The sequence below is a fragment of the Bifidobacterium porcinum genome (assembly GCF_055378475.1).
This window is the reverse complement of sequence record NZ_AP029603.1, coordinates 420,406-438,075: the sequence shown is the minus strand read 5'-3', so window position 1 is coordinate 438,075 and position 17,670 is coordinate 420,406. Positions and strand designations below refer to the sequence as shown.

Here is a 17,670-nt window from a genome sequence, read left to right as displayed (position 1 = left end):
AACAAGCCCGGGGACGGTCCGATGACGGCGAGTTCACGCATGTCGCCCGCCGTTCTCCGTTGAGTCACCCCGCCTCTCGAAGTTGCGTGCATCGCGCGTCGAGCATCGCTTCGAACGAAACCTAAGCGAACTGCCGTAGGTAAGGCAGCATTGTCTTCATGAGATTGGCGCCGGTCGTACCCGTGAACACCGGCACGTCCGTGACCGGCGAAGGCTGCGACTGTGTCATGCCACGAACCGGGCCGAGCGGCGAGGATTCCCGCGGGCTCAACTGCCGAATCCCAATGGCGAGGACACGCCCCGGATACCGTTTCGCTATGGTCGCATACGTGGTCGGATCCTTCTGCCCGTCATCGCCGATCAGAATGAACTTCATGTCCGGAAAATCGCCCATCAGCTGCTCGGCATACTCCAGCTTGTGCTGTACACCCGAAGGAATGAAGGTCTTCGGGCGGGGGTCAAGGTCCCGCAACAGCAGAGGGCCGGCCGGGAAGCCGTAATTCTCAATGAAATGGCGGATTGAGCTTTCCACATTCCACGGCGAGGTGGACAGGTAGAAGAACGGCGCGTCCGGGAAAATATCCGCGATCCGGTTGAACAGCACCGCCATACCTGGGACGGACGCTCGCTTCTGCGGATTGAGCAGCAGCAGATTGTATGCGGCCTTCCACAAGGTGGGCGCCTGAGTGATCATGATGGTGTCATCCACATCAGATATCACACCGACACGCGTGCCCGGCGCGATGGTGAACAGATTGGAATCGACCGCGTGACGGCCCTCGACCTGATAGGACACGTGATGGATTCCGGGTTCGAGTGCCCGGTCGGCGACCAGATCCAGATATCCAGCGGAATCAGAGACCGCATAGTCGATGCTGCGCTCGCGGAACCTGTCGACGCGGTCGTAGACTTCGCTTGTGCCGACCTGTACGGTTTCCACCGGAACACCGTCGATGGACAGCTTCACTTTGACTTTGGGCGCGGGAACCGCCAGCATGCCGCGCCATCCGCGCATCAATGCGCCCGGTTGACGGCGGAGCGGCTCGTACACGGTCCGGCAGATCAACCGCGAGAAATTGCTGGTGCCGTATCCAACATACGGCTCGACCTGTTGCCGCCAATTCAGATTGGTCACGATTGTCGTGGAAATCTTCGCCCATAGGCTGAACACGCCGGTAACGATGCGGCGGAAAATCCTCACAGGAAGAGGCTTGACGTCGATTCGCTCATGTTTGGAGGCAGCATCGAAGGTGGTGACGACACGACGCGCCGGAATCGGCACAGTCGCCATGTCATCCTCATTCCGTTTGTGAGGGAATTGTGTAATGCTGCTCATGCCCCCATCATACGGTGGGGTGTTGAAGAACGGATGACGAGGGAACGTGAGTTCCGGAAGAATTCAGGGCCGGCTCAGGGACATCCCGGATGGACATATCCGATGCGGACGACCCTCTCTGGCCAATCTTCTGCTTCTGCCGACGCTGACGGGTGTCTCAGCGTCGGCAGAAGCGGGGACGCGACTGGACACGCTTCACGCCGCGCAGAAGGACGGGTGCCACAGCACCGGCAGAAGCTTCCGGCACGAGTTACAGCCGGCGAAGCATCGCCGCATACTGCTCGGCGGACAGCAGATCCGGCTCGTCATCATCGAGTGCGATCTTAAGAATCCAGCCCTCGCCGTACGGGTCGCCGTTGATGATGCTCGGATCGTCCGCGGCCTCACGGTTCACGTACCGCACCGTGCCGGCGACCGGGCTGACCAGGGGTTCGACGGCCTTCGACGATTCCAACTCAACGATCTCATCGCCCGCCTCGACGCGAGTGCCTACCTCCGGCAGGTCGACGAAAACCAAGTCGCCCAACTGGTTGGCCGCGTATTCGGTGATGCCGATCACCGCGGGGTCCACACTGGCGTCAACCCACACATGCTCGTCGGAATATTCCAGATGATCCGGGACTTCGAGATTCGGGCGATCATCTTCCTGTTCGTTATTGCTCATGATGTCAGCCTATCGTATAGAGTCAACCGCCGCGCAAAATCGCGACATCGCAGCCGCAACCTACCCGGTCGGCACCCCACAACACTCGCATATCACAAACTGTCTACGCAAACCGAACACTCAGCGTAAACAGTTTGTGAGGTGAGAACAGCCGCAGCCGGTCTGACGACTCAGCGCACCGGGGCAGTCGGTTGGGCACCGATCACCTGAACGAGCGTGCCATCCGGGCAGTTATCATAAATCCACTTGGCGTCAGCTTCGTTCATGTTGACACAGCCGTGGGAACCATGACCGGTCGGATCCCCAGATGCGATACCAGCCGCGTTCCAGCTTGCGGTATGGAAACCTTGGCCGCCATTGAAGTAGCTGACCCATTTCACACCCGAGCTCAGGTATTGTGAACCGTCATCATTGGTGCCGCGCATGTCCTGCACCTGGTATTTCAGGTAGATGAAATAGTTGCCAGGTGTTGTCTCGTGCTTTCCGGTCTTGCCGGTGCACACGTTGAAGGTCTGGACGACCTGGTCATTGTTGTACACGGTGGCTGTCTGCTTCGAACGGTCGACCACGATCTTCCACGTGACGGTCTGCTGTTCGGTGTCGAACTTCGTGACATCGCTGGCAACTGTCAGCGTCGCCGAACGATTCGCACTCAACGCGCTGTACACCTGATCGGCGACCGTAGCGGTGTCCTTGATCGTCACACCGTTCACGCCCTTGGTTTTCGTCATGATGACGTTGCCGGACGTGTCCACCAAATCGACCTGATTGGTCTTCGTCTGGTTGAGGTGATTGCCCAACTCGCCATTCATGTAGTCACTGATTGCCTGCTTGTTATAGGACACCGCGATGGTGCCCTTCGCCGGGTCAGCTGTCGTAACGGTCCACGAAGCGATGGTTGCCGCCGGAATCTTGTATGTCGTGGCATCGCCGTTGTTGATGGTGATGCTCAGCCCAAGGCCGGCGTTCGCCTGATCGGCGGCGGTGGTCGCAGCCGCCTCGCTGATCGGCATGTCGGTCTGCGTGTAGGTGATGCTCGCGGTTCGCGTGGTTCCCGGGGTGTCTAGCGCCTGATCTATCGCCTTGACCACGCTGTCCGTCACAGGCGCCTGCCCGCCTCGCCCCACGGTCACTGTGAATTTCTGCGACGTCTGATCATAGGCAATGGTGGATGCGATGGCCTGGCTGTCGTTCGGAATGAGCTTGCCAGTCAGGTATTGGCTGAGCGCAAGCTTGTCGGCGGTTGCGGAGAGCTTGACATTCTGCTTGGTGAACGGGTTGATGCGCACGAACGGATTGCTGTCTTTCGCGGCGATCAGCGCGGATACCGTTTGCTTCTGGTTGACATTGACGCCGAGATCCTTGAGGCTTGCGGTGACCGCATTACCCTGCGAGTCGGTGACAGTGATTTTCGTGTTTTCCACCGCGGATTTGACCGTGGCAGCCAGCTGCTCACTATTCTGCCCTGCCACCGATGCACCGGCGAACATGACTCCCGGCGCGGCTTTGTCCTGATAGTACCAACGTGCCGTAAAGAAGCCGACGACCGCCGCGACGGCAAGCACTGCGAGCACAATCAGCAGGATTCTCAGCCACGGGCGCTTATGCGGCGGGCGTAACGCAGTGGCCATCTCATCGTCTGCATTGCCGTTTCCGGCGTCGGAGATGGCATACAGCGGAATCTCCATGCCCGAAAGCGTGTCATCGTTCACGTCGGCAGCATCTGCAGCGTCGGCAGCCAGATTGGTTTTCCAGATGTCCCCCGGGACATCAGGCTGCACCGGCACGCGCGTATTTCGCGGCATATCGGGACCCCCAACTCCGTATCGTGGCACGGAACCGTCAAAAGTGTTCGTCACGTTGATGCCTTTCCTATCCATTCCTGTCTGACTTTAGCCGCATCACATGACCAGTTCAGGGCGCACAGGTTTCGGAAGCGATGTCACGTGTCGAACATCACATCCGGCACGCCGACAGCGATGCGGCGCGGCTTATACGGCACAACCTATGCGGCGCAGCCCACGACCTGTGCGTCACCACCGCGCTTTGACACATAGCCGCGCTCAGACGCATAGCCTCACAGGTACCCATCCGCACAGCGAACTTGTTTCACAGCTCGTGCCCAAGCCACTCCTCGATCATGTAGCGCGCGATGGCGGCTTTGACCGGAGGCGTGACTTCGCCGGATGCGATCGCCTGCTCATATTCGTCGCGGGTGAACCAGCGCGCGTCCCCGGTTTCCTCGCCGTCCACGCGGATATCCGTACTCAGCGCCCTCGCCTTGAACGCGACCATCAGGGATGCCGGGAACGGCCACGGCTGGGAACCGAGATATTTCACCTCGCCCAGTTCGATGCCGGTCTCCTCGCGGGTTTCCCTACGACAGGCGTGCTCAAGGTTCTCCCCGGCTTCCACGAATCCGGCGGACACTGAGTACATGGTCTCGGTCTGCCACGCGCGATTATGTTGCAGCAGCAAGCGGTCCTGCGAATCCACGACGGAGACGATGACGGCAGGCTCGATGCGAGGGAACAGCAGTCTGTTGCCGTCCGCCGCGTTCGTGCAGCGCTGTGCCCAACCGCCCAGCGCTGGTTTGACCTCGGCCCCGCACGTCGGGCAATGCCGTTGCCGCATATGCCACACGCTCAACGAGGCTGCCGTGGTGGCCTGCCCCGCCTCACGTGCCGAGGCATGCGGCGCGAATCCTCGCAAATCGACCCAATCGAAGCGTTTCGCTGCCTGTTCGAGCGCCGACGGAACTGCGCGCGGCTTGCGAGAAGCGGCATCCCCGGTCGTAGCGCCGAATGCGTCGTCGGCCCCCTCATATGCGGAATCCGGCACGCGATCGTCGAGGTTGTTGTCATGAAGCCCCGGCAAGCGCGTCACGTCTACCGCCACAACCTGTTCCGCGCGAGCGCCGCCGTAGGAGCCGAGGAACATCGGAACGGCCTGCGGGTGCGAGGCGAGTTCCGGAAGCACATAGGCTCCGGGGAGCGTCGCCAAACGCAACTTGACATTGTCATAATCGACCAAATCGCCTTGCCCCTTGGGTACGGCGACTTTGCCGCCATCGACGAGCATGACCGTGCACACCGGCGATGACAGTACTGACGAGAACAGGTCCGGGTCGTTCCTGCGATCGACCTGATAATCGATATCCCCTTGTGCCAGAGGCAGGAACGGCAGGGCTTGCGTGAGCGCAAGCGGTGAAAACATGCTCATTGTCGGTTGTCCTCGATTCGTTCATTGTGGCCGTTGCATCCATTACGACCGATACTTCCAATAATCCCCGTCATGATCGTTTTCTCATTTTCGCGATATCCCAGAGCGATGTCAGGGACGCTCGGAGCACTCAAGCCGCTGAACACGCGACATCAGATTGACCAACGCCTCGGCGACGACGTCAGGATGCTCGACAGCGCTGAAATGCCCGCAATCAGGAATCTGTGCGAACGAGACCTCCGTGCCGGTCATCGCCGCGGCGAGCGCCCGCATCTGTTCCGGCGGACTGGACGGATCACATTCCCCGCTGACGACGGCAGCCGGAGCATGTACCGCGGCGAGCTGGTCGCCCAAATCCGGCCGTCCTGCCGCCATGCGCTGCCGCCAAGCGATGCCTTCCGGACTTTGGGCCTGAATCCAGGCGGTCATCTGCTTGATGAAGGCGTCGGAACGTTTGATGCTCGAATCGCCGTCCTGGGGCTGGGCGAAATGCATGACCGGCTCAATCGTGCGCTCGCGCTCGCACTCGTCAGCGATGCGAAGCCTGTTCGCGCGTGCGGTATCGTCGTCCGCAGATGCTTTGGTATCACACATGGCGAGCCCCGCAATCAGGTCAGGGTGGCGTCGTTGCATGTCTATGACCACATATCCGCCCATGGACAGGCCGACCCATACGGCCTTACGGTATCCCGCACGCCGCAACAGGGACGCGTAGGCATCGGTCATCAGGTCGAGCGCGTCCGTGTATGCGCCGTCTGCGGCGATGCGGCCGCTGTCTGCGACGGCGGGAATCGGACTGTTCCCAGCCCCCGGCATGTCAGGCGCCCACAGGGCGAAGGTGTCCAGCCCTTGCGCGTTCGCAAGCTTGATGATCTGGGCCGCGCAAGCGTCCCACATATGGTGGTCGACCGGGAAGGCATGCACCAGAATCATCGGCGTGGCCGAGCCGTCGCGATACACCGTGTTGTTGAGCGCGAATGGATGATGATGTTCGGCAACGGCAGCCGACACACCGGGAGTAGCGGCGGTTTGCGCGGGTTCGGGTGTTTCGGGTGCCGGTGCTGCGCCAGTCGCAGTAGTCGCGCTAGTTGCCGCGATTGTCCCGACTTCACCGGAAATATCGCCATGCCCAGTATTACGTTGTTCTGTCATTGCTGTCCTTCGTTCCTTCCTTCATCCTGACCTGTGTTGACTGAAATGTGGCTGGTATACGGCCAGTAGGTGATTGACATCCAGCTGTGTGTCCCACACCAGCGAATCGCCCCGCATCACATCAAACTGCGTTCAACGATGGTCCCAAGTATCAGCAAATTGACCGCCCGACCGTTCCGATTCTTGTTTTCCGTGAGCTTGACTCATAGATTTCATGCGATCCGCACGCGCCTGACGTTGTCATAACGCGGCCGGATCAATGGTTCCGGTGTTGTTGTCGCCGCATTCGTCGCCATTCCTCAACTCTCGTCTCGGCAGCTTGACATCGTGCGGTCCACACAAATCAAGCTCCGGCCCAGGCGAGGGCACGACGGACGATTTCGCCATACCCGTTGGCCATCTGATCGATGCACTCGGTCAGCTGCTCGCCTTGTGCATCACACCATTCCACGTCGAGCGTCTCATCCTGTGGCTTGCAATCGCCCGGAATCGACACCACATAGCACAGGGCGATTGCGTGCTGGCGAGGGTCGTAAAACGGTGAAATACCAGGGGTTGGGAAGAATTCGGCCACAGTGAACGGCTGCAGGCTCTGCGGTAGGGTCGGCAGCGCGATATCGCCGAGATCCTTGGAGATATTGCGGGCGATGGCCTCACGCACGGATTCGTGATACAGCACTCGCCCGGCAATCAACGTGCGCTCAACCGACCCGTCCTCGCTGACGCACAGGAGGGAGCCGACCTTGCTGATTCGGCCGAAATCATCAACGCGCACCGGCACAACGACAACGTACGGCATCGGGGTTTCACGGCGGATCCGGGTGATTTCGCCCGAGTCAAGCCATCCCGGAGGGTTGCCGTGGCCTGATCCGCGGATGAAATCCTCCGGCGTGATATGGTCGAACTCGCCTCTGCGGCGATTCGCATCGTAGTCGCCCTCGTCGGGCACCTCGTCATTCAGCACTGGCATGGTTCCATTATTGCCCAACCCCAAGAATCCTGGCGGCGTGTTCGCCAGCAGGTGCGGACCGCGGGGTCGCAAGCAGGTGACAACGGAATGTCGCAGTGCCGTGACTGCCGTGATTGTGCGTGCGCGCGGCCGCCGCCAGTGTGTGAGCGAATCCTCACACAACGGCCGCCCGGCACCACCAAACCAACCAAACCACCCCACCAACCCGCCGACGTGCGAGCCGATCCTCACACAACGCCGCAGCCGCCTGCCCATGGTGCGCAACCCCATGCCAGCATCCGGACCATCTGCGGTTCGGCTATCGGCGGACAGCGCTAGACTTTCAGGCACGGTGTGAGATGCTGGGAACCACGCAAAACCCAACACCGCGACAGTCCGAGTCCCGCGGCAGTCGCCCCGGTAAACAGAAAATCCGGGAAGACAGGGAAGACCGGAAATCCGGAAAGTAAGGAGCCCAACATGGCAACCACCGCCGTCACTACGCAGACGTTTGAGAAGACCATCACCGACAACGACCTGGTATTCGTTGACTTCTGGGCCACTTGGTGTGGCCCGTGCAAGGCGTTCGGTCCGGTGTTCGAAAAGGCAAGCGAAGAGCATCCCGACATCACCTTCGCGAAGGTCGACATCGATCAGAATCAGGAACTCGCCGCCGCGGCCCAAATCCAGGCCGTGCCCACGCTGATGGTTGTCAAGGGCGGCAAGGTCATTTTCAAGCAGGCAGGCGCTCTACGCGGCTCCGATCTGGAGAACCTCATCGGACAGGCCAAGGCCTATCAAAGCGGCGATCAGGCCTGACCTGATTCGTTGCGCAATAATCTTTCCAACAAAGACAAATCAAGCATCAACAGGACCGCACAGCCGACACACCGTGCGGTCCTGTTGTTTTAGCCGGGGGATTTACACGCAGATCCAATCGCGCAAACAACCACCATCGAAGCCGCCCATCCGCCGACATCGAACAAACTACGCAACCGCTACACCGACCCATCAAACGTGGCCCATGAATATTACGGATTCCGCGGATTACTCAGCGAGCGAACACGCACGACGCGCCACGTCTCCGCACAGGAACACACCCGGCACACGCGGGCTGTCGGACACCTACTGACACTCCGAACGCCAGTAGGTGTCCGGCTATACGCAAGGGCTGAATTCCGGGCCGCACGCACCTGACCGCAATCGGCAATCCGCTTGTCCGGAATTTGCCGTTTCGCATCAGCGCGGTAGTATAGAGAAGGTGTGCAACCCGACGGCGGCAGCGTTGAGCAGTCGGCGACGTGGGGTTATGCAGTTGATAACCCCGGCACATGGCATCTGTAGGTCGAGCAAGGAGCGACATGGCTAACCACCGTAAGAAAGTGTCCACCCTCAGGTCGCTGAGTAAGCGTCAGCGAATCAAGGTCATGGCGGTAATCGCCGCAGTGGGCGTTCTTGTGGGGACGGGCGTCGTGTCACGCAACTACTACGCCGCCGAACATCACCAGTCCACGGTGACCTCCTATTCGGCAACTGAAACGAACGCCGATGAAGTCTCCCGCGGTACCACGCGTAGCAGCCTCAAGGGCGCTGACGCCGACACCTCGTACATCACGGTGAAGATCAACGGCAAGTCCCGCGTGGTGCTCGGCAAGGGCTTCACGAATGTCAAGTCCGTTCTTGAAGCGGGCAATATCACACTTGAGCCGAACGACACCGTCTCCCCCTCGCTGACCACCAAGGTCACCGAATCCACGGTCATCTCCATCGAGCGTTCCGGCGCTGATCTCGAAACATCCGATGACGCGATTGCATTCAACGTCGTGCGCAAGGAAACCGCGGACTTGCCGAAGGGCACCGAAAAGGTCGAAACCGAAGGCAAGGACGGCGTCATGGAGACCACAAGCCTCGTGCAGCGCGCAGGCGGCAAGGTTGTCTCTTCCAACGTGTTCGCGTCGTATGTGAAAACCGCTCCTGTTGACAAGGTGATTCTTGTGGGCACGGGTACCACGAAGAAGGCGAGCTCCAACCCGACGAGCACCGACATCGGCACGACCACCCCGGTGGGCGAGATGCAGCAGTGGGCACATGACTATCTCATCGCCAACGGCGGCAGCGAAGCCGATTTCACGGCGACTGTGTACATCATCACGCACGAATCCGGTTGGCGTGTAAACGCCACTAACGCAAGCTCCGGCGCGTACGGCCTGCCGCAGGCGCTCCCCGGCAGCAAGATGGCCTCCGCGGGCGCCGACTGGGCAACCAACTACCAGACGCAGCTCCGTTGGTTCTGGGGGTATTGCAACTCCCGCTATGGCTCGGTACAGGGGGCTTATAGCCACTGGCTGAGCGCGCACAGCTACTGATCGCTGCTGTTGATTGACAGCTGTTTTTCTCACAAACTGGCTACGCTGAGACCTCGCTCAGCGTAGCCAGTTTGTGTTGCTGGGTGTGGTGCCCTTCTCAGTCACAGGAAATAACGGTTACATGACAGCACGCACGTTGTCAGTAAGACCAAATGGTCATCGCGCATGACTCCATCGCGCGAGTCACGTTGTTCATGGATTACTCTCATTGAACTCAGTGCCAATCCTTCGCGATGATTCCGCTTACCATCAGCTGGATGCCGCCATTTCATCTCGAACCAGCGATTTCCGCGATTACGTGTGTTGTCAATAGAGATGTTCCACCCCCGACATGGGCGGGCGTGCGCGTGCCGTCCATGGCTTTCAGGTCGCTGTTCGTTCCAACCCCCGACACGGGCGGGTGATCGATTCCACGGACCAATGCCGGAATCGACCGGTGAAAACCGAACCAGTCCATGTCTGCCACCTACCACGTATCGCATGTAAGGTGCATAGGGCTCAAGAACTTTGGAATAGCAACAATCCTGGCCGTGCGCTCAATCACTGCAGTCATAAGCCGGCCTCAGATTACGGACTGAATCTGAGATCGAGTATGGAAATCATATTCAGTCCGTCGGTGGCAGTTGCCACGGGTCATTCCCAAGTCATTCCGTGCCGATGACCAATCTCACAATCAAGGAATACCAACAATCGGCAATCCGGTGCATCTGGATGATATCCGCTCCCAGGCACGTCGGCACGGACTATTTCAAGGATTGCCCCGCAATATCGGATTTGGTCCGAGCCTCGCACCTGCACATACCGCGGTCACTCTCGCAGTGCAACCGAAATCCGAAGAATACCAACCGAACCATGAGCGGTCCATCACCCAATCCAGACGAACTGTACAAGCCAATCACAGCGAAAACGCTATCAGAACGACGACAGCAAGCGTTACGGACTTGCCTGAGCGTGCGCTTCAAAGGGGTGGTTTCGCACACCACTGCCCTTGATCTATTGCGGGTCGAACGTCCAGAACGGCTACTCAACGATCATCAGCTTCATATCACCGTAAGCAAACGCCATTTACGTCGTCAGCAATTCGGTCCGGACAGTCCGGATATTGCGATGCACCAGTGGAAAGACCTGACTGCAAAACATACCATTATGCTGTCCGCCGGATTGCGGGTGTTATCGCCTGAAGCGACATGGGGATTGCTGGCACCGGACTTGCGAATCGATGAACTCACCGAAGTCGCCGAGTCGCTTATCAGGCATGGGCATGCGACGGAAGCCTCACTCGAAGAATTCCTCACATCACAGCGTTTCCCGGGCAAAGCCAAATGCCGTGCCTCGCTCGCACTGGTCGTCACCGGAAGTGATTCACCAAAGGAGACCCAGCTGCGGTTATGCCTGTATTCATACGGACTGGACCGATTCGAAGTGAATTATCGGGTTCCGGATATCCTTTCCGATCAGGGAGGAGATATCACGCTTGATCTCGCTGATTGCGAACTGAAAATCGGCATCGAATACGCAGGCGACCAACATCGGACTGAACAACGTCAATGGCGTAGGGATCTGCAGAAGCACCGTCTTCTCGAATCCATGGGTTGGATGATTCTGCAGGTGACTCAACTTGATCTTGCGAATCCCATCAACCGCGAGCGCCTTGCCATGAGAGTCGCCTCAGCACGGGCGCAAAGAGCCGGACATCCGCTCATGCTGTCCACTCAAATTCCGTGGGAGATGTTGGCTGACCGGCGTAGGCATTCGCTACGATGACGGGGTGGTAATTGGACCTACGCTGCATTGATATATGGGGCAGATTACGGGCTGATTGGCTGGCTGATGACCGGATTCATTGCCTGATTGACGACCGCGCCAGATGACAGGACTAGAGCGAGTATCGGGGATTGATTCCTGATTCGGTCCCATATTGTCGCCAAGCGACAGCCTCGCGCAACGGATTGGTCTACCAGTATGGCAGCGCAGGCAATGGAATTCTGGGCATCTGCGTACACCTCGGAGAAGGCCGTCGACTCGTCGATCTGTGGAATCGGCTGAATCCGCGGACTGAATCGGAAATCGTGTGCTGATTCCCGATCCGGTCCGCACCATGCCACCAGACCCCGGACTATCGACCACAACGACAGCACAGGAACCGCAGAATACCAACAATCGACCACACCTCATCAACCGCCAAGTAGCCGGATCAATGGACCAGCTCAGGAATTACACGCCGATTTCGAATCCAGGGCACAATCACAACACCCGTCGCCTTGCCACCGACAATGACGATCATCCAAGAACCGCCAAATTCTGGCAATCCACCAGCACTGCAGACACCAGGCATCGAGCCACCAACCACAGTGCAGCCCAAACCCACGGACCAAATCGGAAATCGTGTGCAGATTCCTAATCCGGTCCGCACCATGTCACCAGACTCCGGACCATCGACCACAACGACAGCACAGGAACCGCAGAATACCAACAATCGACCAGCGCTCGGGAGGCAATCAACCGAGGCACCGGTCATCAGACGGCCCGTGCCCACGGACCAAATCGGAGATCGTGTACTGATATCCCGTTCAGTCCAGACAACACCATCCAGCACCAAACCACCGATCCACTACAACAACACAAAAACCTAAGAATACCAACAACCTACCAGCGCGGCAGACATCAGCCACCGTGCCACCAACCACGTAACAGCCCGAGCCCGCGATCAAATCGAGAATCGTACGCCGATTCCCGATCCAGTCCGTGCCACGCACCCAGACTCCAGACCATCGACCAGGCCGATTCCCCCAAAACCGCAGAATACCAAGACTCCACCAGCACACTCGACAGCAGCCGCCATACCGACAACCACAACGCAACCCAAATCCGTGAGCCAAATCGCAAATCACACACCGATTCCGAATCCAGTGCACGACCACGCCGCCCGGCACCGGATCACGTGCAACGGCAGCACCATGAAACCGCGGAATACCAACAACCTACCAGCGCGGCAGACATCAGCCGCCTAGCCACCAACCACGGCGCCGCCCAGATCCACGGACCAAATCGCAAATCACTGACCGATTCCCGATCCAGTCCGCACAACACCACCAGCCAACAGGCCACCAACCGCGATAATCACCAAACCGCAGAATACCAACACTCCACCAGCGCTCGGAAGACGATCAACCGATACACCGGCCATCAGACAGCCCGCGCCAGCGGACCAAATCGGAAATCACATACTAACCTCGGGTCCAGTCCGCTCGCGCAGCCCCGACGACCGGAACGCCGCCTCAGCAATCACTCGATCACTTGCCACTCGCGCTTGCAGAAGGAGAGGCGGACTCCGACGGTGATGAGGTTGGGGAATCCGGGGAGGTGGGGGTTTTCGTGGGCGTAGGTTGAGATGTTGGCGTCTTCGTGCTTTCCGCACCAGACTCCGCACCACCGCTATTATTCTGTCTCTGCGTCTGCCCCTGCGTCTGACTCTGAGCCTGTGCAGCCGCAGCCGAGGCAGCAGCTGCAGCATCAGCGGCGGCCCGCTGGGTCTTGTACTCTTCCATCGATGCATTCACCGCGTCAGAAGCGGTTTGCAAGTCGTTTTGCGCCTTTTGCACGTCCACGAGCGCCGGCTTGTCCTTCTGCAACAGCGTATTGGCCACGTCAATTGCGGATTGCAGCGTCGTTCGCGTGTTGTCATCCGCGACAACCCCTTGGCTGTTGGACAGCAAAGTCGAGGCTTCGCTTGTCGTTGTCTTCAACGTGTCGACCGCAGAGTTGTAATCATTGGTCTGCTTGGTTTTCGCGCTGGACTTCACATCCTTTGCAGCGGCTTTTACGATGGAATTCAAGTTGACCAGCTGTGTGGCCAGTGTCTGATTGGTTTTCGCCGCCTTGCCGAGTGCTCCCGTGCTCATGGAAGTCTTGCACATGACCGGCTTGCTCGCGGATTTTGCCTTGCTTACCGCGGTTTTCAGCTTTTCTACGGTCATGACATCGGCGACCTGATCGGTGCCGATTTTCTGTTGCGCTGCAGTGCTTTTCAGCGTTGCGGTAAGGGTTTCTGAGTTTTCTTTGACTTGGCTATACGCTTTCGTGCAGTTTGAATACGCATTGCTGCGATTGCGATTGGTCCGGACCATCCCGTACAGGTAGTACACACCCACCCCGGCAGCGATGATGGTGATGATCAGGAATATCACGACAATCACCCGACTGCGGGTTTTCGTTCCGCGCGATGATGGAGAGTCGTCGGCTTCCTCAGCACGCCTCCGCTCGTTACCAGATGCTTGTTGTCGCACGCTGTTGTCGACCAGTTCCTCCTGCAAGGAGCCGACGGCATCCTGCGGGCCGGTCATCCCGCTTTGAGGGGTATGGATGGTCCTGGTGGCATTGGTTTTTGCAGCCCCCGGAGCCGTGACTTTTGCGCTAATCGCAGCGGTTCCAGCGACGACAGCCGCCGAGGAGACGGGCGTCATAGTTTCAGTTTCCGCATTGGCGACGCGTTCACGAGCGATATCATCCGCGCGCGGAGCCGGAGGAGTGAGCAATGATGGTCCCGGCTGCTGAAGACCGACGTGTTGACCGACGTGTTGATTACCGCCCCGTTGAGCCCCAGCCGCACCTGTAGCACCCTCAGCACCAACAGTAGCAGTGGCAGCAGCTGAAGCAGCCGTGCCCGAAGCAACACCACCCGAAACAGCAGCTACCGGATTCGGCATCGTCATTACCGGCACATCCGGCATCGACAAGCTGATGTTTGACGTCCCAAGCGCCGCGTTCGACATGCCACTTTGCGTTCCAATATTCGATGGCGCCAGCGCGGCCCCGAATTGTTGGGTCTCCGCCTGATTATTGTCTTGCCTCGCCGCGTTCAACCATTGTTCGGTTTTTGTTCCGGCACGATGTTGAGGCGCTCCCGCTGTGAGATTGGACGGGGATATTGGAGCCCCAGCAGCCGCAGAACCTGCAACTGCAGAGCCGGCAACACCGCCTGCGGCGCCGGCAACACCGGAAGCTGCCGCAGGCCCGCCGGCAGTTGACTTGCTGGTGCGGGGAGCGCGCGAGCTGATATCCGCAATCTTGCTGATCGGCGAAACCTCGCCACTCTGCTCATTGTCCAGCATCGGGAACGTGATAAGCGGAATATCCCAGTTCGTGTCAACGATATCCCCTGGCAGTGTCCCGTCCTCATCGGCGGACACCGGAGCATTACCCGTTCCGAGCGCTCCGGCAGCTGGAATACTAGAGGAATCGGCGGTGATGCCGCCCGGAGCATCCGAGTTAGCCACGCCATTCATACCGTTCAGGCCATTCGCGCCAGCAGAACTACCCGCATTGCTCAAACGCCCCTGGGCTCCCTGTTGCTCGGCATTACCAGCAGCTACATCCTTGTCAGCATGCAAGGCATTGTCAGCATCGTCAGTAGGCTTGGCGATCGGAAACAGCGGGTTCATATCCGATTGCTGATGCTCCTGTCCTGTCATCAACTTCTCCTTGTTTCACTTCGCGCAACTCTTGCCGCGCGTCACGCCATGCACATCTTTACCTATGGTAGGTCACCGCCGGTACCTCCACGGATTGCGATCGGCTACCCGCACGTCGGTACCACCACGCACCAAGAAAATACACGCGGGGGCAGCCGGAATCCTTCGACTCCGTCTACCCCCGTTTTCGCCTCAATGACGGGTGTCACTTGCTATGTTTGCTCCCACCATGATTCCCAGTGGATTCATCATAATAATAGTAGTAATAATCGCCGTTCTTATCGGAATGCTTCTTCTCGTCCGCAAAGTTGAGCACGAAGCCGAGAACCGGAACATCCGCTTCCTTCAGCAATGTGGCGGTATCTGCAAGATCCTTCTTCTCTGCCACACCCCTGCCGACGACGAGAATCAGACCATGCGCCATACGCCCGAACACTGTTGCATCGTCGGCTACAGACAGCGGCGCGGTATCGATGATGACGTAATCGTACTGGGTGAGCGCCTGTTCGACCATCTCGGTCATCAGCTCCGAATTGAGCAGCACGCTGGCGTTGGCAGGACGCTTGCCTGCGGGCAGCACATGAAGATTCTGCTTCCAGTACTTCTGCACCACGTCACGCGGCGTCGCCTGAGCGGAAAGAATATGAGACAAGCCGATGTGGCCTTCGATGCCCATTTTCTTCGCCACGGACGGATGGCGCAAATCAGCGTCGATAAGCAGCACGCTCTTGCAGACTTCGGCGATGGCGGCCGCGGTATTGGTTGCCGTGGTGGTCTTGCCTTCGCCCGGCCTGGTCGACGTGAAGACGAGCAGATGACCGTGTTCCTTGACGTTCGGTGCAAGGAAGGAGATATTCGTGCGAATCTTGCGGAACTCTTCCGCTTCTTTACTACTCGGCTGCGAAATAACGACAGGCCGCGGTTCGTCAAGCAGTTCCGAACGCTGAATCGAACCGAGCGACGAAGCCTTGGTCAGCTCGCGCACATCGGAGGAGCCCTCGGCACGCGTGTTGATCACGTCAAGCAGCAACGCCATGCCGACTCCGCAGATCAGGCCAAGCACCACGCCCGCTGCAAGGTACAGCCCGACTTTCGGTGAACTCGGAGACTGCGGCGTACGGGCCTTTTGCACGAGGTTGAGCTGAATCGGGGATTTCGCGGATTCATCCGTGTACAGGGACGATGAAATCTGCTCCGAAAGGTTCTTCGCGACGCTGTTGGCAATCCGGGCGGACTGCTCTGCATTGCCGTCTTGGACGGAGACATCGACCATGAATGTGTTGCTTGGATTGGTGGCGGTGACCTTGTCGGCAAGCTCGTCGGTTGTCATGTCAAGACCGAGTTCCTTGATGACCGGCTTCAGCACGGCTTCGGTCTTCACCAGCCGCGGGTAGGTCTTGATCTGGGTTGACAGATACGATGCGCCCGAATTCATATCCGATGAATTCTGCGACTCCCCTTGCGAAGCGTAGGTTGCGAACAGCTCCGCGGTCGCAGTGTACTGAGGCGGCACCAAGAACGTGTATCCCGCGACTGCGGCCACAATCACGACGAATGTAGGATTGCAGCCACCATATGTTTGCGTACAGCCTGGAATAAATCAGCGATTGTCAATGGTTCCCCAATTCTCATGGAATCTCCTTAAAAAATCTTATACGATACCATTAGCGGGAGAATTCGCTCCGCCACCTACACCCTCTTCCACACGACCACCTAATTCTTGCTGGATGCCGGTAACGCGAGCTGATTTGTTGCTCATGATTCTCAGATGGTTTGCATTGTCTTGTCCGTGCATCTGCTGGATACACTACTGGTTTCGAAGTTAAAAGTATTCATTTTCAATATTCACGGAAAAATCGATAAGAAGTACACAAATCAATGTGTATACTTTTTTAATCACGATATACACGAACACTCAAGCATGAAGCCTGGTTTAAATTCGCGGATACGTCCGCGGAACAACGCAAGAATATTAAGGAGTATCTAATGACCTCATTACACGGATTCCAAGAGATCAATATCCACAAGCCCGTCGGAAAAGCCGTGATGACCGTTACCAAGACGCTGGTCCGGTTCAACAAGGCGACGGTTGTCGCAATGGAATGCCCGGAGTACGTGAAAATCCTCGTCAACACGAGCACCAGCCAGATTGCCGTTGAGCCGTGCGAGGCCTCGGATCGCAACGCGGTGAAATTCAGCCGGGTAAAGAAGCAGGGCGAAGAGGCCACGAAGGCCTCCTCGGTTACTGTGCGCGAACCGTCGGTGGTGGACGCCATCGCCTCGTTCTTCGATTTTGCCGAGGTCGACGAGGACCGCGTCGCCTATCAGGCGATTGTCGGGCGGGTTTCCCCAACGGACCGTGTGGCCGTGTTCGCCGCCGCAGATGCGACCGCAGGCGTAATGAAGCATCGTGGCCGCAAGAAGGGCCAGACCCTGAAGTAATCAGCAGTTTCGTAGACGCAAGAGGTGCGACGCGAGCATACCGACCGATATCAATGCGCCGTCACGAC

General features: G+C 58.4%; 11 protein-coding genes and 1 pseudogene. 4 read left to right on the top strand and 8 right to left on the bottom strand.

Going from position 1 to position 17,670, the window contains the following annotated elements; translation table 11 throughout:
• Positions 1-121: 121 nt before the first annotated feature.
• The 6 genes from ACZ41G_RS01650 to ACZ41G_RS01625 all read right to left on the bottom strand — a co-directional run bounded on the left by ACZ41G_RS01650 (position 122) and on the right by ACZ41G_RS01625 (position 7,344).
• Positions 122-1,336, bottom strand: a complete 1,215-nt coding sequence (locus tag ACZ41G_RS01650) for an App1 family protein (protein ID WP_464145564.1) — start codon at positions 1,334-1,336, stop codon at positions 122-124.
• Between the two features lie 250 nt (positions 1,337-1,586).
• Positions 1,587-2,000 carry a glycine cleavage system protein GcvH gene (gcvH, locus tag ACZ41G_RS01645; RefSeq protein WP_015449952.1) on the bottom strand — a complete coding sequence of 138 codons (414 nt, stop codon included), beginning with the start codon at positions 1,998-2,000 and terminating at the stop codon, positions 1,587-1,589.
• A 170-nt stretch (positions 2,001-2,170) separates the two neighbouring features.
• Positions 2,171-3,805, bottom strand: coding sequence for a L,D-transpeptidase (locus ACZ41G_RS01640; protein WP_464145562.1), 1,635 nt, complete (start codon positions 3,803-3,805; stop codon positions 2,171-2,173).
• A 304-nt stretch (positions 3,806-4,109) separates the two neighbouring features.
• Positions 4,110-5,222, bottom strand: coding sequence for an NAD(+) diphosphatase (nudC, locus tag ACZ41G_RS01635; RefSeq protein WP_464145560.1), 1,113 nt, complete (start codon positions 5,220-5,222; stop codon positions 4,110-4,112).
• 111 nt (positions 5,223-5,333) lie between these two features.
• A complete protein-coding gene (locus ACZ41G_RS01630; protein ID WP_464146167.1) occupies positions 5,334-6,155 on the bottom strand; it encodes an alpha/beta fold hydrolase in 822 nt (273 codons plus the stop codon).
• A 562-nt stretch (positions 6,156-6,717) separates the two neighbouring features.
• A complete protein-coding gene (locus ACZ41G_RS01625; RefSeq protein ID WP_033507394.1) occupies positions 6,718-7,344 on the bottom strand; it encodes a DUF4916 domain-containing protein in 627 nt (208 codons plus the stop codon).
• A 459-nt stretch (positions 7,345-7,803) separates the two neighbouring features.
• Between ACZ41G_RS01625 and trxA the strand changes: the two genes are divergently transcribed.
• The 3 genes from trxA to ACZ41G_RS01610 all read left to right on the top strand — a co-directional run bounded on the left by trxA (position 7,804) and on the right by ACZ41G_RS01610 (position 11,453).
• Positions 7,804-8,142, top strand: a complete 339-nt coding sequence (gene trxA / locus ACZ41G_RS01620) for a thioredoxin (protein ID WP_033507392.1) — start codon at positions 7,804-7,806, stop codon at positions 8,140-8,142.
• A gap of 542 nt (positions 8,143-8,684) precedes the next feature.
• Positions 8,685-9,689 (top strand): G5 domain-containing protein, encoded by a 1,005-nt coding sequence (locus tag ACZ41G_RS01615; protein ID WP_033507390.1) that lies wholly within the window; start codon positions 8,685-8,687, stop codon positions 9,687-9,689.
• Positions 9,690-10,340: 651 nt separating this feature from the next.
• A complete protein-coding gene (locus tag ACZ41G_RS01610) occupies positions 10,341-11,453 on the top strand; it encodes a hypothetical protein (RefSeq protein ID WP_464145557.1) in 1,113 nt (370 codons plus the stop codon).
• Between the two features lie 1,529 nt (positions 11,454-12,982).
• Here ACZ41G_RS01610 and ACZ41G_RS01605 read toward each other — a convergent pair.
• Positions 12,983-15,160 carry a hypothetical protein gene (locus tag ACZ41G_RS01605; RefSeq protein WP_464145555.1) on the bottom strand — a complete coding sequence of 726 codons (2,178 nt, stop codon included), beginning with the start codon at positions 15,158-15,160 and terminating at the stop codon, positions 12,983-12,985.
• A gap of 205 nt (positions 15,161-15,365) precedes the next feature.
• Positions 15,366-16,774 (bottom strand): annotated as a pseudogene (locus ACZ41G_RS01600) (tyrosine-protein kinase domain-containing protein).
• Positions 16,775-17,146: 372 nt separating this feature from the next.
• Between ACZ41G_RS01600 and ACZ41G_RS01595 the strand changes: the two are divergent.
• The gene (locus tag ACZ41G_RS01595; RefSeq protein WP_412171202.1) at positions 17,147-17,602 is read left to right on the top strand and encodes a hypothetical protein; all 456 of its coding nucleotides are present in this window, start codon (positions 17,147-17,149) and stop codon (positions 17,600-17,602) included.
• The last annotated feature ends 68 nt before the right edge of the window (positions 17,603-17,670 follow it).